This is a genomic window from Streptomyces sp. NPDC110618 (assembly GCF_055657065.1).
The window spans coordinates 84994-110581 of record NZ_JBVKBN010000002.1; the positions used below are offsets into that span (position 1 = coordinate 84994).

Consider the following 25588-nt stretch of genomic DNA (forward strand, 5'->3'; position numbering starts at 1 on the left):
CGGGAGGGAGGGGCGCCGATCGGTCAGTGGGTGGCCGCGGTGACCCGTTCCGGTTCCATCGGCGGTACGACGTGTTCCGGCGCCTTGGACAGGGCGCCCGGCCACCACACCTTGCGGCCCAGGACGACGCTGGCGCTGGTCACCAGGTAGGTGCGGACCAGGAAGGTGTCCAGCAGCACCCCGACCGCGATGACGAAGCCGAGCTCGACGAGCTGGACCATGGGCATGTTGGTCAGCACCGCGAAGGTGGCGGCGAGGACCAGGCCGGCGGAGGCGATCACCCCGCCGGTGGTGCGCAGCGCGGTGAGGGCGGCGCTGTCCGGTTCGGCGCCGCGCAGGGACTCCTCGCGCATCCGGTGCATCAGGAAGATGCCGTAGTCGACGCCGAGGGCGACCAGGAAGACGAAGGAGAGCAGTCCGAGCCCGGGGTCGGTGCCCTCGAAGCCGAACAGCGGCCCGAAGACGAGCCCGCCGATACCGAGGGCGGCGCCCCAGACGGCGACCACCGCGGAGACCAGGATCAGCGGGGCGACGACCGAGCGGAGCAGGGCGATCAGGATGAGCAGTACCGACACCAGCACGATCGGCACGACGATCGTCCGGTCGCGGGCGTTGGTGTCCTTCAGGTCCAGCTGCTCGGCGCTCGGCCCGCCGACGTAGGAGCCGTCGAGCCGGTCCCGCAGGTCCTTGATGGTGTCCGTCTCCCCCGCGCTCTGCGGCGGTGCGACGGCCAGCACGGAGATCTCGGTCCAGCCGTCCCCGGTGCGCCCGGTCTCGGCGCTGTCGACGCCGCGGGTGTCGCGGATCTCGGCGAGGGCGTCCTCGACGCGGCCGGCCGGGGTGATGACCGTGATGGGCTGGGTGCTGCGCTCGGGGTAGGCGGCGGCGAGGGTCTCCATCGCGGCGATGGCGTCGGGCTTGCTGGTGAAGGAGTCCTCCTGCTTGAGGCTGCCGGGCAGGTTGAAGGTGCCGAGCGCCAGCGCGCCGAGCAGCACACCGCCGCCGAGGAGGACGGCGACGGGACGGCGTCCGGCGGAGCTGCCCATCGCGGAGAACAGCGACCGGCGTGCCTTCGGGACGGAGCCGTGGCGCGGGATCAGCGGCCAGAACACACGCCGCCCGAGCAGGACGAGCACGGTCGGCAGCAGGGTCAGCATCGCGGCCAGCGCGCACAGCACACCGACGGTGCCCAGCGGGCCCATGCCCCGGCTGGAGTTGAGGTCGGCGGCGAGCAGGCACAGCAGCCCGGCGGCCACGGTCCCGGAGGAGGCGAGCACGGCCGGACCGCAGCCCTTGAGGGCGGCGACCATGGCGTCGTACGGGCGCTCGATGCGGCGCAGTTCCTCGCGGTAGCGCGAGACCAGCAGCAGCGCGTAGTCGGTGCCGGCGCCGAAGACGAGGATCGTCATGATCCCGGAGCCCTGGCCGGAGATCGACGTGCCGAACCACTCGTGGAGCCCGTAGGCGACGCCCATGGAGAGATAGTTGGCGGCGCCGGCCACGACGAGCGGCACCAGCCACAGGAACGGGCTGCGGTAGATGAGGATCAGCAACAGGGCCACAACAGACACGGTCGTATACAGCAGCGGCCCGTCGAGCGACTGGTACACCTCGGCGGCGTCGGTGGCCAGAGCCCCCTCCCCACCCACCTCGACACGCAACCCGTCCCCGCCCTTGGCGACCTCCCGCACGGCGTTGACGAGCTCGTCCCGGGCGTCCTCGTCAGTCCCCGGCTCATTGCTGGCCACCGGGTACATCAGCGTGGTGCCGTCCTCGGACGGTACGCCCTCGGGCTCGGCGGCCAGCCGGTGCGCTCCGGCGATCTCCCCGATCTGCCCGGCGGCGAGGGCGCGGTCGGCCTCCGTCAGCCCGCCGGCCCGGTGATAGACCACGACCATCTGCGTGGTCTCACCCCCGGGCAACTCGTCCTGGATCTTGGCGACCTGGGTGGAGTCGGCACTGGCGGGCAGGTAGTCCACCGCCCGGTCGCGCTGCGCGTCGGCGAGCTTGGAGGCGAACGGCGAGGCGATCGCCAGCACGACGACCCACAGCCCGAGCACCACCCAGGGCACGGCCCGCCGCCCCCGATCAGAAGTCCTACCGGCCCCCATGAGCGGGCCTCCCTCCGTTACGTGTCGTCCGGTTCGGGTTCCAGACTTCCGGGGGGAGGGGGCGTATTCGTCCGGCGGCAGGGCGAGTTGGGCGATACTTCCAGGGGTGGCACAGGGGGTGCTTTACTCCCGCGGGAGTACCGGTGCGTACGCGGGAGAGCGTGCTCACGGAAGACGGGCCGGGACCTCCACCGCGGTGGGTACGAAGGGGCACGTGTGACAGGGCGCGAACTGGACGCGGTCGAGCTGGAACTCATCGCGAGAATCGTGGAGGTACTGGAGGAGCCCTCCGGCGGGCTGATGGACGACGCGGCGCGCAGATTCTGGCGGGACCGGATGAACCGCCAGGTCGAAGGACTGCCCCAGGACACCTATCCGAGCCCCCGTCTGGTCTTCCTCAGCGTCGTCACCGCCTGTGCCGAACGGGACCGCGGGCTGGAGCCGCTGATCGACGTGACCCAGTTCGTCGCCCCCGCGCTGGAACGGCTCTTACGGCCGCTGATCGACGAGTGGCGGGCCTACCAGGTCTACCGGGGCCACGACTGGGTCCCGCTGCGCAAGGCCCTTCAGCAGTCGACGGATCCGACGGACCTGGCGGAGCTGTTCGCCGCCGCCTCCCAGGGCCGACGGCGCCTGCCGGAGCACTGCAGGACGCCCTGGGAGGCGTTCTTGAACCTCGCGGACCTCAACACCCCACCGGACGGCCCCCCGCCGAGCATCGCCTTCCTCCACCGGCTCGCCCGGTCCCCGGACCTGGACCCGGCGGCGGCGGACGCCCTCCGCACCTGGAACGCCCAGCTCCCCGACGAATGGCAGCTGCCCGCCCTGCCTCCGGCGCAGGAGACGACCGCCCTCCCCGCCCCGGAGTCCCTGGAGAAGCCCTCGCCGGACGAACCCCGGCCCCCGATCCGCGTCTACATCAGCATCGCCCCCGACCACGCCCCGCAGCGCCGCCGCACACCGCGCTACCGCGTGGCCGCCGCCGTGAAGTTCGCGGACTCGCCCGCCCTGCAACGCGAACCGGAGACCGAATCGCAGGAGCCGGTCACCCGTGACCGGCTCAGGACCCGGGTCGCCGAGCTGCTCAGCCGGGTGGCGGCGGCGTGCCACGACCGCTCCGACCCGATCGCGCTGGAGTTCTTCCTGCCCGTGGAACTCCTCGACGAACCGGTCGAATGGTGGGACAGGGACCCGGCACGCGGCTTCGCCAACCCGCTGCTGTACGCCTACCGGGTGACCCTGCACAGCCTCGAACGCGTCCAGCGCCCGGAGTTCCACCGCGCCTGGCGGGAACGCCACGCCCGCTGGACGCGGCAGCAGATGAACAACGGCGGCTCTCCCCACGGACCGGGGCGTGTGCACGTGTGCCCCCAGGACCCCGCCGTCACCGGCGCCCAGCATCTGAGCCGGCTGGACGCAGTGGTCGGCCGTGACGAGGATGTGGTGGCCATGGTGATGTGCGAAGTCCCGTGGAAGAAGGACACCTTGGGCGGCCAGGAGGTGAACCTCGCGCTGGAGCACGGGGTCTTCGTGTGGATCTACCACCGCGCCGAGGGGCCACCGCCGGAGTGGCGGAGCGCGCTGGAGGACGCCATGGGCGAAGTGGGACTGGCCGGACTCCCCGAGCACGCCCATCAGTGGAAGACAGACACCGACACGGACAGACCCGGCGCACATGATCCAGCGGTGGTCCGCTCGCTGGTCGTGCTGTGGGACGACCCCGAGCAGTTGCTCGACGGCGGCCCGGCCGCGCCTGCCGCGTTCGTAGGGGGGATCTCATGAGCGGCACCGAACCGGCCCTGTACCAGGGCACGGGTGTCCAGGAGCCGCAGGCTCCCTACACGGAAAGGGAGTGGCCCGCCGGGCCGCCCTGGCGCACCTTCGACACCGAGCCGAGCATGCCGGAGCCGCCGGACGACAGGGAGGCGGACCGCAGGCTCGGCCCCGGCTCGATCCGGCGGACCCCGCCGCCGGACGAAGTGCGCATGGTCAACGCGGCCCTGCTGCTGCGCCGCCCGCTGCTGGTGACCGGGCGCCCCGGTGTCGGCAAGTCCGGCCTCGCCTACCGCATCGCCCGGGAACTGCGGCTGGGGCGGGTGCTGCACTGGCCCATCACCAGCCGCACGACCCTGACGTCGGGCCTGTACGAGTACGACGCCATCGGCAGGGCCCAGGCGGCGCACGAGGACGGGAACACGGACGGGGTCGGCTCCTACGTACAACTCGGCCCGCTGGGCACCGCCCTGCTGCCCTACCGACTGCCGCGGGTGCTGCTCATCGACGAGCTCGACAAATGCGACATGGACCTGCCCAACGACCTGCTGACCGTGTTCGAGGACGGCCGCTACAGCATCCCGCCCCTGGTCCGGACGAAGCGGCTCGAACCTCGCGCGCAGGTCCACACGGCGGATCCGGGCGGCACCGCCGAGATCGAGGAGGGCGAGGTCCGCTGCCACGCCTTCCCCGTGGTCGTGATGACCTCGAACGGCGAGCGGGAGTTCCCCGAGGCGTTCATGCGCCGCTGTCTGCGACTGGAGGTGCGCGACCCCGGCGCGGAGGCGCTCGGGCAAATGGTCGGCGCCCACTTCGGCGACCGGCTGGGCGCCCGCCAGCAGCAGCTGATCGAGGACTTCCTGCGCCGCAGGGAAGAGGTCGGCGGGCTCGCTGCCGATCAACTCCTCAACGCCGTCCACCTGGTGACGTCGGGTCATCAGGCCGGGCCGCCCGATGACTGGGAGGAACTTCTCACCGCCATCTGGCATCCACTGGGCGACGAAGGGGCGGGTCAGGCGTGACGTCCGGCGGCGGCGACGGGCTCCATCCGCGGGAGATCGCGGACGCCCTGTGGCTGGCGAGCGAACACGCCTGGCTGGTCGGGGCGGTGGACGAAACCGGCACCGCCCCGGCCGACGGGACTCCGGCCCCGGCACCCGAACTCCACGTGCGCGCGGCCACTCCCGCACCCACCGCCGACGAGCCCACCCCACTCCCCGAGCCGCACCCGCTCCCGGCCGCCATTCCCGCGGCCCTCCCCACGCAAGCGGCACGGCACCGACCGGCCCCGGCACCGGCCCCGCGCGCCCTCACCGCACCGCCACAACCCCCACCGGGCGACCGCTCCCTGGGCCGGGCGCTGCGCCCCTTCCGTACGTCCGTGTCCTCGGCCCATGCCACGGAGCTGGACGAGGAGGCGACGGCCGACCTGATCGCGGTGGCCCCGTACCTGCCGCCCGTGCTCCGGCCGGCAGCGGAGCGGCGCTGGCGGGCCGTGCTGGTGGTGGACACCGCCCCGCGCATGGCGCTGTGGCGGCACACGGTGTCGCGGATCGCCCGGGTGCTGCGCGGCTACGGCGGCTTCCGGGACGTCACCGAACTGACCCTGGACACCGGCCGCTGCGAACAGGCCACCACCCGTCCCGTACCGCCGCGCGCGCTCGTCGATCCCACCGGCCGGTCGGTGATCCTCGTACTGACCGACGGCGTGGCCCCCGCCTGGCGTTCCGGCGCCGCCCAGCGGCTGCTTGCCCGGTGGGGCCGGGGCCAGCCGGTGGCGGTGCTGCACATGCTGCCCCAGCGCCTGTGGCACCGCACAGGACTGCATCCCTCGCGGATCGGCCTGCGCGCGTCGGGGCCGTGGACAGCGGCGGGCCCGCCCTCGTGGGAACCCGCCGAGGCCGTCTCCGCGTTATTGGGCTTCAGGGCCGGCTGGGGTGCGGCCGTCCCCGTGCCGGTACTGGAGGCGCGCCCGGAGTGGCTGGAGCCCTGGGCCCGGTTCATGGGCGGCGACGGGCCCCGTGAACTGGAGTTGGCCGCCGTACTCACCACGGCGCAAGCGCGGCCGGAGCCGCCGCCTGCACCGGTCCGGACACATGACCCCGCCGAAAGCGTCGCGAGGTTCCGCGGCAGCGCGACTCCCGAGGCGTTCGAGCTGGCCGTCCGGCTGGCCGCCGCCCCGCTCGATCTGGCCACCATGACCGAGGTCCAGCACCGCACCCTGCCCCGCTCGGGCACCGAGCATCTGGCGGAGGTGCTGCTCGGCGACAGCCTGTTCTCCCTCCAACCCGACCGGCCCACCGGTGAATTGTCCTTCGTCCTGGACGATGGTGTCCGCCGGGAGTTGCTGGCCTACGGTTCACGGACCGCCACGGAGCGAGTGATCACCCACGTGGCAGCGCTGATCGCGCCGAAGAGCGCGGCGGCCCGGAATCTGCTGTTCTACCTCCGGGAGGGAACGACCACCGTCGTACCTGCCGAGGGCGAGGACCGCACCTTCAGGACCATCGAACGCGTGGTACTGCACGCCCTGAGCGGCCCGCACGTGCGCCGGGCGCACCAACTCGACGAGCTGGAGACGAACGACATGGCAATGACTGCGCTTCCCGGACCGGAGCCACGGCCCGTCGAGCGTGGACCGCGTCCGGTCGCCGGGCCCACGGTCTGGGGGAACGTGCCGCCCCGCAACGCCGCCTTCACCGGCCGCGAGCAGCTGCTGGACCAGCTCCGGGAGTCCCTGTCCTACGGGCCGGCGGCCGTACTGCCGCACGCCCTGCACGGCATGGGCGGCGTCGGCAAGTCCCAGCTGGCGGTGGAATACGTCTACCGCTTCGGCCCGGAGTACGACTTGGTGTGGTGGATCAACGCCGAGCATCCGGGCCGGATCCGGGACGCCTTCGTGGAGCTGGCAGGGCGCCTGGGGCACTCGGGGCCCTCCTCCGCAGCGGTACCCGCCGTTCTGGACGCACTGCGCTCGGGCCATCCGTACGCCCGTTGGCTCCTGGTCTTCGACAACGCCGACAGCCCGGAGGCGGTGCAGGAGTTCATCCCGAGCAGGTTCGAGGGCGGTCCCGGGGGCGCGGTGATCGTGACCTCCCGCAACCCGCAGTGGAACGCCCTGGCCCGCACGATCGAGGTCGGGGTGTTCGAGCGGCGGGAGAGCGTGGCACTGCTCCGGCGCCGCACCCCCGACATCACCGACGACGAGGCCGAACTGCTCGCCGAGACGCTGGGCGACCTTCCGCTGGCCGTGGAACAGGCGTCGGCGTGGCGGGCCGAGACGGGGATGCCCCCCAAGGAGTACGTCCGGCTGTTCGAGGTCACCGCCGCGGAACTGATGGCCTCGTCCCCTCCGGCGCAGTACGGGGGCTCGATCGCGAAGGCGTGGGGTGTCTCGCTGGACAAGCTTCAGGAGCGGGACCCGGGCGCCCTCCAACTCCTGCAGATCTGCTCGTGCTTCGCACCGGAGCCCATCCCCCGTTCGTTCTTCGACGAGCCGTTGGGAGAGGTCGTCGCACCGGAGCTGGGCGGAGTCGTCGGCGATTCCCTCCGGTTCGCCCGTGCCGTCCGGGAGATCAACCGCTATTCCCTGGCCCGGATCGACCACGCGGCCAACACCATCCAGCTGCACCGGTTGGTCCAGTCCGCCCTCCGGTCCCGGATGAGCGACGAGGAGGGCCGATGCTTCCGGCACGGCGCCCATCTGCTGCTCGCCCGTAATCTGCCGGGCGACCCGGGCGACCCCCGTCACTGGCCGGCCTACGCCGCGCTGTATCCGCATGTCCTCGCCTCCCGCGCGGTCGAGTCCGACGCTCCCTCGGTGCGCGAGCTCGTGCGGTCGGTCGTCGAGTGGCTGGTCCAGGCCGGGAACCACGGCACGGCGGTCTCCCTCGCCCAGCAGGTCCACGGCGACTGGCTGGCGAGGTTCGGCGAGGACGACGTACTGACCCGGGTGATGGGCCGGCACCTGCGCCAGGCCCTGTGGCACACGGGACGCTACGACGAGGCGGCGCAGCTCGGAGAGCGCCTGGTGGCCCAGTGGGAGGCGGACGACCGCGAGCCCGATGACGAGGAGCTGCTCAGGGCCAAGGCGCAGACCTGCGACGACCTCAGGGCACGCGGCGACTTCCGCGGTGCCCTGGAGCTGGCCCGCGACATCGAGTCCCGTGCCCGGCGAGACCTCGGCCCTGACGCCTCCCTTGCCCTGGAGTGCGCGGCGAACCTCGCGGTGTGCCTGCGCGCCAACGGGAACCTGTCCAGGGCACTGGAGCTGGACGAGGACACGTTCAGGCGACGTGCTTGGGCGTTCGGCTCCGACGCCCCCCTCGCCCTGTCCTCCCGTGCGGCGGTGGCCCAGGGCCTCCAGGAGCTGGGCCGCTACCGGGAGGCGATGGTGCTCACGGACGAGGTGGCGGCACAGACCCGGGAGCTGTACGGGGCGACGCATCCGACGACGCTGCGGCTCGTCGTGCAGGGGGCCGTCGCCCGGCGCCGGGCCGGCTACCCGAGGGAGGCGGTGGAGGCGACCGCCTTCGCCCTCGCCACTCTGACCGGGATGTTCGGCGAGCGGTCCCCCGACGCCTTGCACGCGGCCCTCACCCAGTCCATCGACCTGTGGCACAACGGATACTTCCATGAGGCCGTTGAGCTCGCCGGACGGACCTACCACTTGTACACGCGGGTCATGGGGGCGCGACATCCGCTGACCCTGGCCGCCGAGGCCGACCTCGCCGTGACTCTGCGGTTGTCGGGTCGATTCGACGACGCCCGCCGACGGGAGGAGGCCGTGTACGCAGAGTGCAGGGATGTGCTCGGCGACTCCCATCCCTGGACCCTCTTCGCCGCGATGAACCTCGCCACCAGCCTGTACGAGTCGGCTGATCCGAGCGGCGCGCACGCCCTGGACGCCTGGGCCTTCGGCCCGATGCCGGACGTACTCGGCGAGTCGCACCCCATGACGCTCGTCCTGCGGGCGCACCTCGCACTGGATCTGCGCGCCCTCGGCGACCGCAGGCACTCGTCCGCGGAGCTCCATCCGCAGGCCGTCAGCCGACTGCGGAAGGTCCTCGGCCCGCGCCACCCCGTCTGCCTGGACGTCGAGGCCGGACGCCGCGTCAAGGTCGCCATCGACCCCATGCCGCTATGACTCCGGCGTGAACCACTCCGGGTACTCCCCCAGCACGGCTTCGAGGTCCCCGAGCGCCGTCGTGCCCGCGTCCAGGTGGGAAACGGCCCGCCACAGATGGCCGAGGCCGTTCTCGAACAGGACGCAGACGCCGATCAGTTCCAGGATCTCGATCCGTGCGACCGGGTTGCGGGGCACGGAGGAGGCGATCGCCGACGGCAGCCGGGCGATCACCGCCGCCCGGGTCCCGGGGTCCTGCATGACCGGCACCGCGTACAGCGCCTCGTACAGCCGTTTCTCGTCCTCCAGGTCCGGTCGGCGCCGCCCCCCCCCGCGCCTGGCCTCGATGCGGATGCTGTCCCCCTCACCCTCGATCCACAGCGTCGTCGGCGCGCCGCCCCTGGCTCCCTTGAACCGCTCGCGCAGGGCGGCGGCCAGCCGGTCGGTGTCGTCCCGCAACTCCGGCTGCTCCCGCAGCAGTTCGAGCACCGAGCGGCTGAACAGTCCGGAGGCCTCCCGAACGTCCGCGCTTGTCACCGCTCGGCGCTGGACGGCGGTCCCGCCCGGCCCGCACGCGAACAGCACCCGTTGCCCCGGCACGCTGCGCAGCCTCGCGCGCGGCACCGGATCGGGCGGCAGCTCGTACGCGGTGGCCGTCTCGACGAAGGTCTGGCAGGCGTCCGCCACCCACAGCTGCCGGGGATGGGAGGGCGCGAGGTCGGAGCGGAAGGCGGCGAGGGCTGCGTCGAGGTCGAGGCAGCGCACGTCGATGTCCCGCGCGTCGGCGTACAGGAGCCGCCGGTGCCCGGCGCCGTCCACCAGCCCGTGCCCCGACCAGGCGACGAAGAGGCCGTCGCTCGCCGTCGGCCCCACCTCGTGGAAGAGCACATCGTGCACGATGTCACGGGTCGCGGGGCGCCACTCCACCCCGGCACCCGCGAGCAGGCCCTCGCCCTCCGGCAGCGGGGAGGCCAGCACGGTGATCGCCTCCGCCGCGCATCCCTGCCCGAGCAGCCATTCCCGGTAGGCCAGCAGATCCCGTACGGGCCCGTCGAGCTCCCACCCCGTCCCGTACGTCTCGACCGCCACCAGTACCGCTCGGCCGCGCGACAGCGCCCCCTGTGCCGTGTCCATGGAGGGAGTCTGCCGGAGAGCCGCCCTGCGCGCGGGACTACGACAAAGTGCCCGCGTGATTACGACGGCGTCCGGGCCGCCGCCAGTAGCCGGGTCACGTCGTCGGCGCAGATCGTCAGGGCCGCGCCCACCGTGGCGAGGACCTCGCGCTCGGCCGGGGTGTAGGGCCCGTCCGCGAGGGCGATGCGGGCGCCCTGGAGGAGGATCGACTCGCGGCCGGCGGGGGCCAGGTGCGGGGCGAGGGGGTCCAGGGCCTCGTGGAGCTCTATGGCCAGGCCCGCGCCGCAGGGTTCGCCCAGGACCCGGCCGGTGTCGGCGGCGAGGGCCTCGACGAGGGCGTCGAGCTGTTCCTCGGTGCAGTCCTCGAAGCCGGCCGCGCGGACCGCAGCGGCGGCGGTCTCCAGGGACGTACGGGCGCAGCAGCCGCCCGCGGCGAGGACCGCGAGGGCGACGGTGTGCACGGCGTCGCGCAGCATCGCGGAGAAGCGGGTGGTGGTGGGGTGGTCCAGCACATCGGTGCCGAAGTGGCGGCGGCAGGCCGCGCACTCGACCACGGGTCCGGTCTCGCCGCGCGGCAGCACCGGGACGCCGAGCAGGGTGAAGCGGCGGCGTCCGGTCAGCCGCTGGTAGTTGCGGTCACCGCCGCAGCCGGGGCAGAAGAACTCGCCGTCCCCGACCGGCGTCCAGGCCGTACGGGTGCCCAGGATGCGGGCAGGCCACGTGGCACGGCCGTTTCGTCCCCGTCCTGGCAGCACGTCGCACCTCCGCGAAACCTCGCGGCAACGTCGCCGCGCCCCGTGATGTTAGCCACATCCCACGGCCCGAGTCAGCACCTTGGACGAGACCTTTCCGTGACCTGGGGTGAGATTGGCCGGTATATGTCGGGTACGGGAACCGGCGTGAACGGCGCGGGGGCCGTGCGCCGGGCCGCGATACGAGCGCGACCGGCGCACGGCCCCCGGAGGAACCCCAGGCGTCTCCCGGTTACCGGGCGGCGCGGTTCACGGCGGAGACGACCGCCTTCAGCGAGGCACGTGTGGTGTTGGCGTCGATGCCGATGCCCCACAGGACCTTGCCGTCGATCGCGCACTCGATGTAGGAGGCGGCCTGCGCGGAGGCGCCCTCGCTCATCGTGTGCTCCTGGTAGTCCAGCAGGCGTACGTCGATGCCGATGGACTGCAGGGCGTCGAAGAAGGCCGAGATCGGACCGTTGCCGGAACCGGTCAGCACGGTGTCGACACCGTCGACGGTGGCCTCCACCTTCAGCGTGTCCACGCCGTCGGTGTCGGTGGTGGACTGGCCGTTGCGGACCTGGATGCGGCCCCACGGGTTGTCCGGGTTCGGCAGGTACTCGTCCTGGAAGACCGCCCAGATGTCGGCGCCGGTGACCTCGCCGCCCTCGGCGTCCGTCTTCGCCTGGATGATCCTGGAGAACTCGATCTGCATCCGGCGCGGCAGGTCCAGCTTGTGGTCGTTCTTCAGGACGTAGGCGATACCGCCCTTGCCGGACTGCGAGTTGACGCGGATGACCGCCTCATAGGAGCGGCCGACGTCCTTCGGGTCGATCGGCAGGTACGGCACCGCCCACTCGATGTCGTCGACGGTGACGCCCTTGGCCCTGGCGTCGGCCTCCATGGCGTCGAAGCCCTTCTTGATGGCGTCCTGGTGGGAGCCGGAGAAGGACGTGTAGACCAGGTCGCCCACGTACGGGTGGCGCGGGTGGACCTCCATCTGGTTGCAGTACTCCCACACGCGACGGATCTCGTCGATGTCGGAGAAGTCGATCTGCGGGTCGACGCCCTGCGAGAACAGGTTCATGCCCAGGGTGACCAGGTCGACGTTGCCGGTGCGCTCGCCCTGCCCGAACAGACAGCCCTCGACGCGGTCGGCGCCGGCCATCAGCGCCAGCTCGGCGGCGGCGACGGCCGTACCGCGGTCGTTGTGCGGGTGGACCGACAGGCAGACGTACTCGCGGCGGGACAGGTTGCGGCCCATCCACTCGAAGCGGTCGGCGTGGGTGGAGGGCGTGGAGCGCTCGACGGTGGCGGGCAGGTTCAGGATGATCTCGCGGCCCGGGCCGGGCTGGTAGACGTCCATCACCGCCTCGCAGACCTCCAGCGCGAAGTCCAGCTCGGTGTCGGTGAAGATCTCGGGGCTGTACTGGTAGCCGAACTCGGTCTCCGGGTCCAGCAGCTTCTCGGCGTACTCCATCACCAGGCGGGTGCCGTCGACGGCGATCTGCTTGATGTCGTCCTTGGAGCCGCGGAAGACGACCCGGCGGAAGACCGGGGCGGTGGCGTTGTACAGGTGGACGGTGGCCCGCTTGGCGCCCTTCAGGGACTCCACCGTGCGCTCGATCAGGTCCTCGCGGGCCTGGGTCAGTACGGAGATGGTGACGTCGTCGGGGATGGCACCGGGCTCTTCGATGATCGACCGTACGAAATCGAAGTCCGTCTGGCCCGAGGCCGGGAAGCCGACCTCGATCTCCTTGTAGCCCATCTTCACCAGCTGGTCGAACATCCGGCGCTTGCGCTCGGGCGACATGGGGTCGATCAGGGCCTGGTTGCCGTCGCGCAGGTCGGTGGAGAGCCAGCGGGGGGCGACGGTGATCCGCTTGTCCGGCCACGTGCGGTCGGGGATGTCGACCTGCTCGTAGCGGCCGTACTTGTGGATCGGCATGGAACTGGGCTGCTGGCGGTTCGCCATGATTGCGGGGCTCCTCAAGGTGTCCGGAAGGACGGCCGACGACGCAACACCAAGCACCGCGGGGAGGGAGTCGACCTGGACTACAGGCCCTCGCCGCGGCAGCTAAGAAGAAGCAGCCCGAAAAGCATGATGCGCAGCATGCTAGCCGAGCCGCCCGCGATGCGACGGTGCGTATCAGTATGCGGGACCGCACGGACCAATGGGACAAAAAGTGCGCTATACCACCTTGCACACGCGAAGACGGTTCGTTGTCGGCACATTTCACCAATCATGGTTGCGGGTAGTGACAGCGGTATAACGCAGTGCAATGGTGCCGGGCATGACGAACCACGGGGGCCATGAGCCCGTCTTCTGCACTGTCGTACCGCCGCATGTCCTCGACAAGCTGGCCCAGGCCGAGGACCCCGCGCTCGCCCGGCCCGCCCGCCGGACCCTCCAGCGCGACGCCTACGAGCGCACCCACCGCCGGCTGACCACCGTGCTCGGAGCGCCCGCCGTCGCCCTCGCGCCCGACGCCGAGCCGGACAAGCCGAACCGCACCGTCTACGACGCCCGGCACGGCACCGAGTTGCCCGGCACCAAGGTCCGCGGGGAGGGCGACGAGCCCGGCAAGGACGCCACCGTCAACCGCGCCTACGCGGGCCTCGGCGCCACCTTCGAGCTGTTCCTGACGGCGTTCGAGCGCAACTCCATCGACGGCAACGGACTGCCGCTGGACGCCACCGTCCACTACGAGGAGGACTACAACAACGCCTTCTGGAACGGCGAGCAGATGGTGTTCGGCGACGGGGACGGGGAGATCTTCCTCGACTTCACCATCCCCATCGACGTCATCGGCCACGAACTCGCCCACGGCGTCACGCAGTACACCGCCAACCTGACCTACTTCGGCCAGCCCGGCGCGCTCAACGAGTCACTGTCGGACGTCTTCGGCTCGCTCATCAAGCAGTACACGCTCGGCCAGACCGCCGCCGAGGCCGACTGGCTGATCGGCGCCGGACTGCTCGCGCCGCGGGTCACCGGCAAGGCGCTGCGCTCGATGAAGGAGCCGGGCACGGCGTACGACGACGACGTCCTCGGCAAGGACCCGCAGCCCGCCACGATGGACGACTACGTCCGCACCGGCCGCGACAACGGCGGCGTGCACATCAACTCCGGTATCCCCAACCACGCCTTCTACCTCGTGGCCACCGCCCTCGGCGGCCACGCCTGGGAGCGCGCCGGACAGATCTGGTACGACGTGCTCATCGGCGGCGAGTTGAAGTCGCAGGCCCTGTTCACCGACTTCGCCACGCTCACCGTCTCCGCCGCGAAAGCGCGTTACGGCGACGGCAGCGACGAGTTCCAGGCCGTGCAGAAGGCCTGGGAGCAGGTCGGGGTGCGCACCCTGTGAATCCGTACTAGACAGATCCCATGCGTATTCAGGTGAGGCGCACGGGCGGATTCGCGGGCATCGAGCGGCAGGCCGAGGTGGACACCTCGGGCCGCCCCGACGCGTCCGAGTGGCACGCCCTGGCCCAGAAGGCGCTCGCCGCGGGCCGGGGCACGCCGCCGGTGGGGGTGCCCGACGGGTTCAGCTACCGGATCACGGTGGACGGGAAGACGGTGTACTGCGCCGACCCGCGACTGACCGAGGAGCAGCGCAAGCTGATCAGCAGGGTGCTCAAGGAAGGCGCGTAACCGCCTGTTCACGCCGGGCCGTTGACTTCCCTTACCGACGGTAAGGATGATCCGGCCCATGGCGACTCAAGAGCATCCGATACCCCGGTTCCCGGACGGTTTCCTGTGGGGCGTGTCGACCTCCGCCCATCAGATCGAGGGCGCGGCCGAGCTGCGCGAGCGGTCGGTGTGGGACGAGTTCACGGACACCCCGGGGCGGGTGAAGGACGGCTCGACGGCGGCGGTGGCCTGCGACCACTACCACCGCTACCGCGAGGACGTGGCCCTGCTGGCGGACCTCGGGGTGGGGGCGTACCGCTTCTCGGTGTCCTGGCCGCGGGTCAACTCCCCCGGCGGACTCGACTTCTACGACCGGCTGGTGGACGAACTGTGCGCGGCGGGCGTCCGCCCGGTGCCGACGCTCTTCCACTGGGACCTGCCGGCCGGCCTGGACTGGCTGGAGCGGGACACCGCGTCCCGGTTCGCCGAGCACGTCTCCCGGGTCGCCGAACGCCTCGGGGACCGGGTGCACAAGTGGATCACCCTCAACGAGCCCGCCGAGCACACCCTGCTGGGCCACGCCCTCGGCGTCCACGCGCCGGGCAAGCAGCTCCTGTTCGACGCACTGCCGGTGGCCCACCACCAACTGCTCGCGCACGGCCTCGCGGTGCGGGCTCTGCGCGCGGCCGGGGTCACGGACATCGGCATCGCCAACTCCCACGGCCCGACCTGGCCGGCGTCGCGCGAGCAGGCGGACGTGGAGGCGGCGGACTTCTACGACGTCCTGCTCAACCGCCTCTTCGCGGACCCGGTCCTGCTCGGCGAATACCCAGCGGGGCTCGGCGAGTTGATGCCGGGCGGCGACGTGGAGGCGGACCTGAAGGTGATCGCCGAACCGCTCGACTGGTACGGCGTCAACTACTACGCCCCGACCAAGGTGGGCGCGCCGCAGGGCGCCGAGATCGAGTTCGGCGGCGTCTCCATGCCGGCGGACCTCCCCTTCTCCGTACGGGAGATCACGGACGTACCGCTGACGGACTTCGGCTGGCCGGTGGTGCCGGAGGCGCTGACGGAACTGCTGACCGGCTTCGGCGAGCGCTACGGCGACCGGCTCCCGCCCGTGATCATCACGGAGAACGGCTGCTCGTACGAGGGCGTCGACGACCAGCAGCGCATCGCCTTCCTCGACGGCCACGTCCGGGCCGTGCACCGGGCGCTGGAGTCGGGGGTGGACGTCCGCGGCTACTTCGTCTGGTCGCTGCTGGACAACTTCGAGTGGGCCGAGGGCTACGCCCGCCGCTTCGGCTTGGTCCACGTCGACTACGCCACGCAGAAGCGGACCCCGAAGGCCTCGTACCACTGGTACCGGGAGGTGCTGCGGTCGCAGGGGTGACGGTACGGGCACGGTCGGTACCCGGTCCCGGGGGGCTCCTGGTACCCCCGGGAAAAGTCCTACGAGGTTGTCAGCCCCCCGGCGTACTCTGGAAGCGCCAGGTCGCCCAGGGGGCGGACGGACCGTTTCGAGGAGGACGAGCAAGGCCACAGAGCCGGCCCATGACTCAGACACCCACAGATCGCACACCCGCGCAGGGGCAGGCGAGAGCACAGTTCACCGTCCCCGCCCAGCACCCCATGGTGACCGTGCTGGGGTCCGGCGACTCCCTCCTGCGTGTGATCGAGAAGGCCTTCCCGGCGGTCGACATCCATGTCCGGGGCAATGAGATCAGCGCGGTCGGCAAGGACGTCGAGGTCGCCCTTGTCCAGCGCCTGTTCGACGAGATGATGCTGGTGCTCCGCACCGGGCAGCCGATGACGGAGGACGCAGTGGAACGCTCGATCGCCATGCTCCGGGCGAGCGAGAACGGCGAGGGGGCGCCCGAGACCCCGGCCGAGGTGCTCACCCAGAACATCCTCTCCTCGCGCGGACGCACGATCCGCCCGAAGACCCTCAACCAGAAGCGGTACGTCGACGCGATCGACAAGCACACGATCGTCTTCGGCATCGGCCCCGCCGGCACCGGCAAGACCTACCTGGCCATGGCCAAGGCGGTACAGGCCCTGCAGTCCAAGCAGGTCAACCGCATCATCCTGACCCGGCCCGCGGTCGAGGCGGGCGAGCGGCTGGGCTTCCTGCCGGGCACGCTGTACGAGAAGATCGACCCGTACCTGCGGCCCCTGTACGACGCGCTGCACGACATGCTGGACCCGGACTCGATTCCGCGGTTGATGGCGGCGGGGACTATTGAGGTGGCGCCGCTGGCTTATATGCGCGGTCGCACCCTTAATGATGCTTTCATCATCCTGGACGAGGCCCAGAACACCAGCCCCGAGCAGATGAAGATGTTCCTCACCCGGCTCGGGTTCGACTCGAAGATCGTCATCACCGGTGACGTGACCCAGGTCGACCTCCCCACCGGCACCAAGTCCGGTCTGCGGCAGGTGCAGGACATCCTGGAGGGCGTCGACGACGTCCACTTCGCCCGGCTGTCGTCCCACGATGTCGTCCGGCACAAGCTGGTCGGCCGTATCGTCGACGCGTACGAGAAGTACGACAGCAAGCACGGCACCGAGAACGGCTCGCACAAGGGCCGCTCCTCGGGGGCCAGGGGATCCAAGGGGAAGTAGACCAGCACGACCATGTCGATCGACGTCAACAACGAATCCGGCACCGAGGTCGACGAGCAGGCGATCCTCGACATCGCCCGGTACGCGCTCGCGCGGATGCGCATCCACCCGCTCTCCGAGCTCTCGGTGATCGTCGTGGACGCCGACGCCATGGAGCAGCTGCACATCCAGTGGATGGACCTGCCCGGCCCCACGGATGTCATGTCCTTTCCGATGGACGAGCTGCGCCCGCCGTCCAAGGACGACGAGGAGCCGCCGCAGGGCCTGCTCGGTGACATCGTGCTCTGCCCCGAGGTCGCCAAGAAGCAGGGCGAGGAGGCGCCGACGAAGCACTCCATGGACGAGGAGCTGCAGCTGCTCACCGTCCACGGCGTGCTGCACCTGCTCGGCTACGACCACGAGGAGCCCGACGAGAAGGCCGAGATGTTCGGCCTGCAGGCGGCCATCGTGGACGGCTGGCGCGCGGAGAAGGGCCTGACCGGCCCCTCCCCGGCTCCGACCGTCTCATGAGTCCGCAACTCGTCCTCGGCGCGATCGCGCTGGTCGTCGTGGCCTGGCTCGCCGCCTGCGCGGAGGCGGGCCTGGCCCGTGTCTCGGCCTTCCGCGCCGAGGAGGCCGTACGGTCCGGCCGGCGCGGCAGCGCCCGCCTCGCGCAGGTCGCCGCCGACCCGACCCGCTACCTCAACGTGGCGCTGCTGGTGCGCGTGGCCTGCGAGATGGCGGCCGCCGCGATGGTCACCTACGCCTGCCTCAACGAGATCGACGGCACCACCCGGGCGCTGCTCGCCGCGATCGGTGTGATGGTGCTGGTCTCCTACGTCGCCGTCGGGGTCTCCCCGCGCACCATCGGCCGCCAGCACCCGCTGAACACGGCCACCGCGGCGGCGTACGTGCTGCTGCCGCTGGCCAGGATCATGGGCCCGATCCCCTCGCTGCTGATCCTCATCGGCAACGCCCTCACCCCGGGCAAGGGCTTCCGGCGCGGCCCGTTCGCCTCCGAGGCGGAGCTGCGCGCGCTGGTGGACCTCGCCGAGCAGGAGTCGCTGATCGAGGACGAGGAGCGCCGCATGGTGCACTCCGTCTTCGAGCTGGGCGACACCCTGGTGCGCGAGGTGATGGTGCCGCGCACCGACCTGATCGTCATCGAGCGGTACAAGACCATCCGCCAGGCCCTCACCCTGGCGCTGAGGTCCGGTTTCTCGCGCATCCCGGTCACCGGGGAGAGCGAGGACGACATCGTCGGGATCGTGTATCTGAAGGACCTGGCCCGCAAGACGCACATCAGCCGGGACGCCGAGAACGAGCTGGTCTCCAGTGCCATGCGCCCGGCCGCGTTCGTGCCGGACACGAAGAACGCCGGTGATCTGCTGCGCGAGATGCAGCAGGACCGCAACCACGTCGCCGTCGTGATCGACGAGTACGGCGGCACCGCCGGGATCGTCACCATCGAGGACATCCTGGAGGAGATCGTCGGCGAGATCACCGACGAGTACGACCGTGAGCTGCCGCCGGTGGAGGAGCTGGGCGAGAACCGCTTCCGGGTCACCGCCCGCCTGGACATCACCGACCTCGGTGAGCTGTACGGGCTCGACGAGTACGACGACGAGGACGTGGAGACCGTCGGCGGACTCCTCGCCAAGGCGCTCGGCCGGGTCCCGATCGCCGGTGCCTCGGCGGTCGTGCCGCTGCCCGACGAGCGGGAGCTGCGGCTGACCGCGGAGGCCGCGGCGGGCCGCCGGAACAAGATCGTGACGGTGCTGGTGGAGCCGGTGGGCGCCGCCGCCAAGGAGGAGGAGCCGGAGGGCGCGTGACACCCGAGGAGCTGCGCGACCTGTGCCTGTCGTTCAACGCGGCCGAGGAGGACTTCCCCTTCGCCCCGGAGATCTCGGTGTTCAAGGTGCGCGGAAAGATGTTCGCGCTGAGCTGGATCGAGGCGCGCCCGCTGAAGGTCAACCTCAAGTGCGACCCGGAGGACGCCGTCCGGCTGCGCTCCGAGCACCCTGAGCTGATCATCCCCGGCTACCACATGAACAAGCGGCACTGGAACACGGTCACCGTCGACGGGGGCCTGCCCGACCGCCTGGTCCGGGAGCTGGTCGAGGACTCCTACGACCTCGTCGTGGCCGGTCTGCCGCGCGCCGAGCGGCTCCGCCTGGACCGGCCCTGACCGGCACTTCGTATGCTCGGAGCATGACCGAGACCAGTGCGCTTGACCCCGAGGACCGCAAGATCGTCACCCTGGCCCGTTCCGCGCGGGCCCGCAACGGCGTGCCCGAGGGCGCGGCGGTACGGGACGAGACGGGCCGTACGTATGTCGCCGGGACCGTGGAGCTGGACTCCCTGAAGCTGAGCGCGCTGCGCACGGCGGTGGCGATGGCGGTGGCTTCCGGGGCGAAGTCGCTGGAGGCGGCGGCCGTGGTGACCGAGGCGGAGAGCGCGGCGGCGGAGGACCTGGCGGCCGTACGGGATCTGGGCGGGGCGGGAACGCCGGTGCTGCTCGCGGGGCCGGACGGTGCCGTACGGGCCACGGTGCCCGCGGAGTAGTCCGGATGCGCGGGGCGGTCCGGATTCATGGAGTGGTCCGGATTCATGGAGTAGTCCGGTTTTCATCCTTGCCGGGGTTGGTCTCTCGCGCATCAATGGGACCGTAAGTTCCGACGGACCGTCAGATCCGGCCCTCCCGCAGTGTGCCCGCACCCACCTGCCGCGGACGGGCCGTCGGTCCCCCCACACCATCCGAAGGGACCCCGAACCCATGAAGGGCAACCGCTTACTCTCCGGTGCGGCATTCGCGGCCGGCGCGCTCGCGCTGACCGGACTCGTGTGCGCGCCGACCGCCTCGGCGGTCACCCCCGCCTCGGCCACGATCAACGCGAACTGCGGCTTCTTCGGCGGCGGCGCGGCCACCCTGACCGCCACCCAGGACGGCACGTCCGCCACCATCACCCTCACCACGTCCGCCATCACCGCGCCGCTCGCCCTCGGCGAGGACTCCATCGCCTCCACGCTCACGCTGGTGAAGGCGGGCGGCGGCACGACCGTGTTCACCGCCACCGAGAACCCGGCGATGGCGGCCGGCGACCCGGTCCAGGTCGGCCCGCTGCCCGGCACGGTGGCCGCCGGGGACACCCTGGAGGCCTACGGCGGCTCGCTGACGATGACGGTCTTCGGCATCACCATCACCTGCACGGCGACGGCGCCGCAGTCACCGGGCCCGTTCGTGTTCTGACGCCCGCGTGCGGGCGAGCGGGGTTGCTCAGAGCGCGTCGGGGCCGCGCTCGCCCGTCCGCACCCGGACGACCGTGTCGACGGGCAGCGCCCACACCTTGCCGTCGCCGATCTTGCCGGTCTGCGCGGCCTTCACGATGGTGTCGATCACGTTGTCGGCGTCCGCGTCCTCCACGACGACCTCGATACGGATCTTCGGCACCAGGTCGATCTGGTACTCGGCGCCCCGGTACACCTCGGTGTGGCCGCGCTGACGGCCGTAGCCGCTGGCCTCGGAGACGGTCAGACCGTGGACGCCGATCTCCTGGAGCGCCGACTTCACCTCGTCGAGGCGGAACGGCTTGACGATCGCGGTGATGAGCTTCATGCCTCGGCCTTCTGGGCAGCGGGAGGGAGGGCGCCGACAGGGGCGCCGGGGCCCGGGACGCCGAGATCGTATGCGCTCACGGCGTCCGGGGCCACGGTGCCTTCGGGGATCAGGGAGAATGGGCGGCATGAGCGTTCGCACCCAGTCATCCGACAAGTCGGCCGAGGCCGTCCATCGCGCCGGTTTCGCCTGCTTCGTGGGCCGCCCCAACGCGGGCAAGTCCACCCTTACGAACGCTTTGGTCGGGCAGAAGGTGGCGATCACCGCCAACCAGCCGCAGACCACCCGGCACACGGTGCGCGGCATCGTGCACCGGCCGGACGCGCAGCTGATCCTGGTGGACACCCCGGGACTGCACAAGCCGCGCACGCTGCTCGGCGAGCGGCTGAACGACGTGGTCCGTACGACCTGGGCCGAGGTCGACGTGATCGGCTTCTGCCTCCCGGCGAACGAGAAGATCGGTCCCGGTGACCGTTTCATCGCCAAGGAGCTGGCCGGGATCAAGAAGTCCCCGAAGGTCGCGATCGTCACCAAGACCGACCTGGTCGACTCCAAGGCCCTGGCCGCCCAGCTCATCGCGATCGACCAGCTCGGCAAGGAGCTGGGCATCGAGTGGGCCGAGATCGTCCCGGTGTCGGCGACCGCGAACAAGCAGGTCGACCTGCTGGCGGACCTGCTGATCCCGATGCTCCCGGAGGGCCCGGCGCTCTACCCCGAGGGCGACCTCACCGACGAGCCCGAGCAGGTCATGATCTCCGAGCTGATCCGCGAGGCGGCGCTGGAGGGCGTCCGTGACGAGCTCCCGCACTCCATCGCGGTGGTGGTGGAGGAGATGCTGCCCCGGGAGGACCGCCCCGCGGACAAGCCGCTGCTCGACATCCACGCCAACCTCTACATCGAGCGCCCCAGCCAGAAGGGCATCATCATCGGCCCCAAGGGCAAGCGCCTGAAGGAGGTCGGCATCAAGTCCCGCCGCCAGATCGAGGCCCTGCTCGGCACGCCGGTCTTCCTGGACCTGCACGTGAAGGTGGCCAAGGACTGGCAGCGCGACCCGAAGCAGCTGCGGAAGCTGGGCTTCTGAGGACGCCGGACGCGGGTTTCCGACCGAAACGGGTCGGGGGACCGGGCGCCGGGTGCGCCTGACCCGACCCGAAACTGCCGCACACTCGCCGGGCGCGTGGGCTGCTACGCGCTCCGCCCGAACCCGATCGTCGGTACCGCCCGCCGCAGCGGCCAGGGCCGGGCCAGTTCCGTGGGGACCAGGTCGCTCAGGAAGGCGTACCGGCGCAGGGCCGCCGGGTCCTGGTCGGCGTAGGACTGGATCTCCCGCCACCAGGCGCCGATCTCCGCCCAGCCGGGGGCGGAGAGGGAGCCGCCGAACTCCTGGACGGAGAGGGCGGCGGTGAGGCCCGCGAAGGCGAGGCGGTCGGCGAGCGGCCAGTCGGCGAGGGTGCCGGTGACGAAACCGGCCACGAAGACGTCCCCGGCGCCGGTGGGGTCGAGGGCCTCCACGGCGATGGCCGGCACCGAGGCCGTCTCACCGGTGCGTCCGTCCACGGCGTAGGCGCCCTCCGCGCCGAGGGTCACCACGGCGAGCGGGACGTGTTCGGTGAGGGCGTGGGCGGCGGCGCGGGGGCAGTTGGCGCCGGTGTAGCGCATGGCCTCCTCGGCGTTCGGCAGGAAGGCCTCGCAGTGTTCGAGGTCGGCGAGCCCGGCCAGGTCCCAGGCGCCGGTCTCGTCCCAGCCGACGTCGGCGAAGATCCGGGTGCCCTTGGCGGCGGCCTGGGCGATCCAGGGGGCGCGTCTGCCGGGTTCCAGGGCGGCGACGGCGGCTCGGGCGCGGGGCGGGCACTCGGGGGCGGGCTTCTCCGGGGGCGGCTCGTGGCCGTGGGAGACCATCGTCCGCTCACCCTCGTAGGCCATGGAGACCGTCACCGGGGAGTGCCAGCCGGGCACGCTGCGCGAGGCGGAGAGGTCGATGCCCTCGCCCTGCTCCAGGGCGTCCCAGCAGTACTCCCCGTAGTGGTCGTCCCCGAAGGCCGCCGCGAGCGCGGTGCGCAGGCCGAGGCGGGCCAGCGCGGTGGCCATGTTGGCGACTCCGCCGGGGCTGGACCCCATGCCCCGGGCCCAGGACTCGGTGCCGCGCACCGGGGCGGAGTCGAGCCCGGTGAAGATGATGTCGAGGAAGACGGTGCCGGTGAGGTACACGTCCCAGGGCGGGTCCGTGGGCCGGCGCAGCCCGGCCAGGGGGTCGACCTGAGCCTGGCTCTGCGGCCTCCCGGCGACGGAGGAAGAGGGTCCCTTTCCGGCGGACGCGGCGGACGCGATCACGGTGCGCTCCCTGACATGGTGCGGATCAGGCCAGTGTGCACCACCGCACCGGCCGGATGCCGCCGCTCACGGGGGAACCACCCACCGCGTCAGACCGCTCCCGTCACCACCGGGGCGCACCCGGCATGCACCGCCCCGGTCCCGGCACCCCGGCACACACCGCCCCGGCACACGGCACCCGCGCCCCCTCTACCCCGGCTCCGCCACCCACATCACCACCGCGGCACCCTCCACCCCGGCTCCGCCACCCACATCACCACCGCGGCACCCCCGGCACCCTCCACCCCGGCTCCGCCACCCGCATCGCCGCCGCGTCGTCCCGGTCGCGCAGGGCCCCGTCGTCCTCCAGCCACCGCCGGTGCAGGAACCGGAGCCGCTCCCGGTCGAGTTCCACTCCCAGCCCGGGCCGGTCCCCCACCGCGACCCGTCCCCCCTCGAACCGCAGCCGCTCCGTGAGCACGTCCTCCGACTGCCACGGGTAGTGGGAGTCGCAGGCGTGGTGGAGGTTGGGCACGGTGGACGCCACGTGGGTCATGGCGGCCAGGGAGATCCCCAGGTGGGTGTTGGAGTGCATGGAGACGCCCACGCCGAAGGTCCGGCAGACCGCCGCGAGGTGCTGGGTGTTGCGCAGTCCGCCCCAGTAGTGGTGGTCGGAGAGGACGACCTGCACGGCGTCGCGCGCGAACGCCTCCTTGATCTCGGCGAACGTCGTCACGCACATGTTGGTCGCCAGCGGCACGTCCGTCCCCGCAGCGACCCGGGCCATGGCCGGGGTGCCGAGCGCGGGGTCCTCCAAGTACTCCAGGACGTCCCCGAGTTCCTTCGCCACCGCCAGGGAGGTCTCCACGGACCAGGCGCCGTTCGGGTCCAGCCGCAGCGGATGCCCGGGGAAGGCCGCGGCAAGCGCCCGCACCGCCGCGATCTCCTCCTCCGGCGGGAACACCCCGCCCTTGAGCTTGAACGAGGTGAACCCGTACCGCTCGGTGAACTTCCGCGCCTGCGCGACGATCCCGTCGGGGTCCAGGGCCGCGCCCCAGTCGTCCTGCTCCGCGGGCACGCCCTCGGGATGCGCGGCCCACTTGTAGAACAGGTACGCGCTGTACTCCACCGAGTGGCGCACCTTGCCGCCGAGCAGCGCGTGCACCGGCAGCCCCAGCGCCTTGCCGAGCGCGTCCAGGCACGCCACCTCGAACCCGGAGACCACGGAGAGGCGGAGCTTGTCGGCGGTCTGGACGCCGCGCAGTCCGCCGACGTCCACGGCCGCCGAGACCCGCGAGCCGTCGACGGCCACGGACTCCGCGACGGTGAACAGGCCGTTCAAGTCGCTGACCTGACGGCCGATCAGCTCGGCCGCGAAGGGGCGGGCCAGCTCCAGGTACTTCGTGTCCCCGTAGGTCTCCCCCACCCCCGTCACCCCGTCCGCCGTCTCCACCTCCACGATCAGCCGGGGGGTGTACGGCTGGTGCACGCCCTGCGTGTTGAGCAGGGGCGGGTCGGCGACCAGGATCGGGGTCAGGCGGACGTCCGTGACGGTGAGGTTCACAAGGCGGCTCCCACGAGGTCGAGGCCGGCGGTCAGCAGGGTCTCCAGGTCGGCCAGATCGCCCGGCGCGGGATCGGTGAGCGGGGCGCGCACCGGGCCCACCCGGCGGCCCCGCAGCCGTGCCGCCGCCTTCACCAGGGACACGGCGTATCCGGGCGCCCGGTCGCGGAGTTCGACGAACGGGACGTAGAAGTCCCGCAGCAGCCGCTCGCGCATCTTGTCGTCCCCGGAGCGCAGAGCCGTGAAGTACGCGGTGGCGATCTCGGGCGCGAAGGCGTGCACCGCGGAGGAGTAGGCGGGGACGCCGACGGCGGTGTAGGCACCGGCCTGGATCTCCGCGGTCGCGGCGCCGTTGAAGAACAGGAAGCCCTCCGGGGCGGCGAGGGTGAGGCGCTGGAGCCGGTCGAGGTCGCTGTGGCCGTCCTTGAGCCCGATGACGGTCGGCAGGGCCGCGATCCGGCGCAACGAGTCGGCGGTGAAGGCGACCCGTCCGCGCTGGTAGGCGATGAGCGGCAGGCGGGTTCCGGCGGCGATCCGCTCCAGTTGCCGTACGAGCCCTTCCTGCGGTGCCGCGACCAGGTAGTGCGGCAGGACGAGCAGGGCGTCGGCGCCCGCCTCCTCGGCGATGCGGGCGAACCGCAGGGCCTGCGCCCAGCCGTAGCCGACGCCGGCGACGACGGGCAGCCGTCCGTCGGCCTCCCGGACGGCGAGGGAGACGACCGTGCGGTACTCGTCCTCGTCGAGGGAGAAGAACTCGCCGGTGCCGCAGGCCGGGAAGAGCGCGCCGGGCCCGGCGGCCACGCACTCGGCGACGTGCGCGCGCACGCCCTCGGGGTCGAGGGAGCCGTCGTCGTGGAAGCTCGTCAGCGGGAACGACAGCACCCCGCCCGCCATCCCGTCCCGCAGCCGCCGCGCCACGGCCGTACCGGTATCGAGGGCCACCGTCATCCATCTCCCTATGCAGACGAGGTACATGTATGTAGATGG

The 25588-nt window shown here is 71.7% G+C and carries 21 protein-coding genes; 13 read left to right on the forward strand and 8 right to left on the reverse strand.

What is annotated here, in order from left to right; all coding sequences use genetic code 11:
• Positions 1–23: 23 nt before the first annotated feature.
• Positions 24–2111 (reverse strand): MMPL family transporter, encoded by a 2088-nt coding sequence (locus ACZ7L7_RS03545; RefSeq protein WP_472074620.1) that lies wholly within the window; start codon positions 2109–2111, stop codon positions 24–26.
• A 216-nt stretch (positions 2112–2327) separates the two neighbouring features.
• Here ACZ7L7_RS03545 and ACZ7L7_RS03550 point away from each other — a divergent pair, with 216 nt between their 5' ends.
• From ACZ7L7_RS03550 to fxsT, 3 genes are read left to right on the forward strand one after another with little or no spacing between them, the layout of a single operon-like run.
• The gene (locus tag ACZ7L7_RS03550) at positions 2328–3893 is read left to right on the forward strand and encodes a VMAP-C domain-containing protein (RefSeq protein WP_453600237.1); all 1566 of its coding nucleotides are present in this window, start codon (positions 2328–2330) and stop codon (positions 3891–3893) included.
• The gene (locus ACZ7L7_RS03555; protein WP_285511176.1) at positions 3890–4906 is read left to right on the forward strand and encodes an AAA family ATPase; all 1017 of its coding nucleotides are present in this window, start codon (positions 3890–3892) and stop codon (positions 4904–4906) included. The genes ACZ7L7_RS03550 and ACZ7L7_RS03555 overlap by 4 nt, the downstream gene beginning before the upstream one ends.
• Complete coding sequence (gene fxsT, locus ACZ7L7_RS03560; protein ID WP_472074622.1) at positions 4903–9030, forward strand: FxSxx-COOH system tetratricopeptide repeat protein; 4128 nt, start codon at positions 4903–4905, stop codon at positions 9028–9030. The genes ACZ7L7_RS03555 and fxsT overlap by 4 nt, the downstream gene beginning before the upstream one ends.
• Here the strand turns inward: fxsT and ACZ7L7_RS03565 are convergent.
• From ACZ7L7_RS03565 to leuA, 3 genes are all read right to left on the reverse strand, one after another.
• Positions 9025–10143: an effector-associated domain 2-containing protein gene (locus ACZ7L7_RS03565; protein WP_472074624.1), complete on the reverse strand. Its 1119-nt coding sequence runs from the start codon at positions 10141–10143 to the stop codon at positions 9025–9027. The two genes, fxsT and ACZ7L7_RS03565, sit on opposite strands and share 6 nt — an antisense overlap.
• Positions 10144–10202: 59 nt before the next feature.
• A complete protein-coding gene (locus tag ACZ7L7_RS03570; RefSeq protein WP_285511173.1) occupies positions 10203–10898 on the reverse strand; it encodes a TerB family tellurite resistance protein in 696 nt (231 codons plus the stop codon).
• 229 nt (positions 10899–11127) lie between these two features.
• Positions 11128–12849 (reverse strand): 2-isopropylmalate synthase, encoded by a 1722-nt coding sequence (gene leuA, locus ACZ7L7_RS03575; protein ID WP_285511172.1) that lies wholly within the window; start codon positions 12847–12849, stop codon positions 11128–11130.
• A gap of 319 nt (positions 12850–13168) precedes the next feature.
• Between leuA and ACZ7L7_RS03580 the strand changes: the two genes are divergently transcribed.
• From ACZ7L7_RS03580 to ACZ7L7_RS03620, 9 genes are all read left to right on the forward strand, one after another.
• Positions 13169–14242 (forward strand): M4 family metallopeptidase, encoded by a 1074-nt coding sequence (locus tag ACZ7L7_RS03580; protein ID WP_285511171.1) that lies wholly within the window; start codon positions 13169–13171, stop codon positions 14240–14242.
• Positions 14243–14262: 20 nt separating this feature from the next.
• Positions 14263–14529: a protealysin inhibitor emfourin gene (locus ACZ7L7_RS03585; protein WP_285511170.1), complete on the forward strand. Its 267-nt coding sequence runs from the start codon at positions 14263–14265 to the stop codon at positions 14527–14529.
• Positions 14530–14575: 46 nt separating this feature from the next.
• Positions 14576–15901 carry a GH1 family beta-glucosidase gene (locus tag ACZ7L7_RS03590; RefSeq protein WP_472074627.1) on the forward strand — a complete coding sequence of 442 codons (1326 nt, stop codon included), beginning with the start codon at positions 14576–14578 and terminating at the stop codon, positions 15899–15901.
• 161 nt (positions 15902–16062) lie between these two features.
• Positions 16063–17133, forward strand: a complete 1071-nt coding sequence (locus ACZ7L7_RS03595; RefSeq protein WP_285511168.1) for a PhoH family protein — start codon at positions 16063–16065, stop codon at positions 17131–17133.
• Between the two features lie 12 nt (positions 17134–17145).
• Complete coding sequence (gene ybeY, locus ACZ7L7_RS03600; protein ID WP_285511167.1) at positions 17146–17643, forward strand: rRNA maturation RNase YbeY; 498 nt, start codon at positions 17146–17148, stop codon at positions 17641–17643.
• Positions 17640–18944, forward strand: coding sequence for a hemolysin family protein (locus tag ACZ7L7_RS03605; protein WP_285511166.1), 1305 nt, complete (start codon positions 17640–17642; stop codon positions 18942–18944). Before ybeY ends, ACZ7L7_RS03605 begins: the two co-directional genes overlap by 4 nt.
• Positions 18941–19300 carry an MmcQ/YjbR family DNA-binding protein gene (locus ACZ7L7_RS03610; RefSeq protein ID WP_285511165.1) on the forward strand — a complete coding sequence of 120 codons (360 nt, stop codon included), beginning with the start codon at positions 18941–18943 and terminating at the stop codon, positions 19298–19300. The genes ACZ7L7_RS03605 and ACZ7L7_RS03610 overlap by 4 nt, the downstream gene beginning before the upstream one ends.
• Positions 19301–19323: 23 nt before the next feature.
• Positions 19324–19677: a cytidine/deoxycytidylate deaminase family protein gene (locus tag ACZ7L7_RS03615; RefSeq protein WP_285511164.1), complete on the forward strand. Its 354-nt coding sequence runs from the start codon at positions 19324–19326 to the stop codon at positions 19675–19677.
• Between the two features lie 211 nt (positions 19678–19888).
• The gene (locus ACZ7L7_RS03620; RefSeq protein ID WP_453600219.1) at positions 19889–20362 is read left to right on the forward strand and encodes a hypothetical protein; all 474 of its coding nucleotides are present in this window, start codon (positions 19889–19891) and stop codon (positions 20360–20362) included.
• Between the two features lie 27 nt (positions 20363–20389).
• Here ACZ7L7_RS03620 and ACZ7L7_RS03625 read toward each other — a convergent pair whose 3' ends face one another.
• On the reverse strand, positions 20390–20728 hold the full coding sequence (locus tag ACZ7L7_RS03625; RefSeq protein ID WP_285511162.1) for a P-II family nitrogen regulator: 339 nt from the start codon (positions 20726–20728) through the stop codon (positions 20390–20392).
• Positions 20729–20855: 127 nt separating this feature from the next.
• Here ACZ7L7_RS03625 and era point away from each other — a divergent pair, with 127 nt between their 5' ends.
• Positions 20856–21809 carry a GTPase Era gene (era, locus tag ACZ7L7_RS03630; RefSeq protein ID WP_453600215.1) on the forward strand — a complete coding sequence of 318 codons (954 nt, stop codon included), beginning with the start codon at positions 20856–20858 and terminating at the stop codon, positions 21807–21809.
• A 104-nt stretch (positions 21810–21913) separates the two neighbouring features.
• Here era and ACZ7L7_RS03635 read toward each other — a convergent pair whose 3' ends face one another.
• From ACZ7L7_RS03635 to ACZ7L7_RS03645, 3 genes are all read right to left on the reverse strand, one after another.
• Complete coding sequence (locus ACZ7L7_RS03635; protein ID WP_453600212.1) at positions 21914–23059, reverse strand: carbohydrate kinase family protein; 1146 nt, start codon at positions 23057–23059, stop codon at positions 21914–21916.
• A gap of 253 nt (positions 23060–23312) precedes the next feature.
• On the reverse strand, positions 23313–24602 hold the full coding sequence (locus ACZ7L7_RS03640) for a glucarate dehydratase family protein (protein ID WP_471592001.1): 1290 nt from the start codon (positions 24600–24602) through the stop codon (positions 23313–23315).
• A complete protein-coding gene (locus tag ACZ7L7_RS03645) occupies positions 24599–25549 on the reverse strand; it encodes a 5-dehydro-4-deoxyglucarate dehydratase (protein WP_471429347.1) in 951 nt (316 codons plus the stop codon). Before ACZ7L7_RS03645 ends, ACZ7L7_RS03640 begins: the two co-directional genes overlap by 4 nt.
• Positions 25550–25588 lie beyond the last annotated feature (39 nt).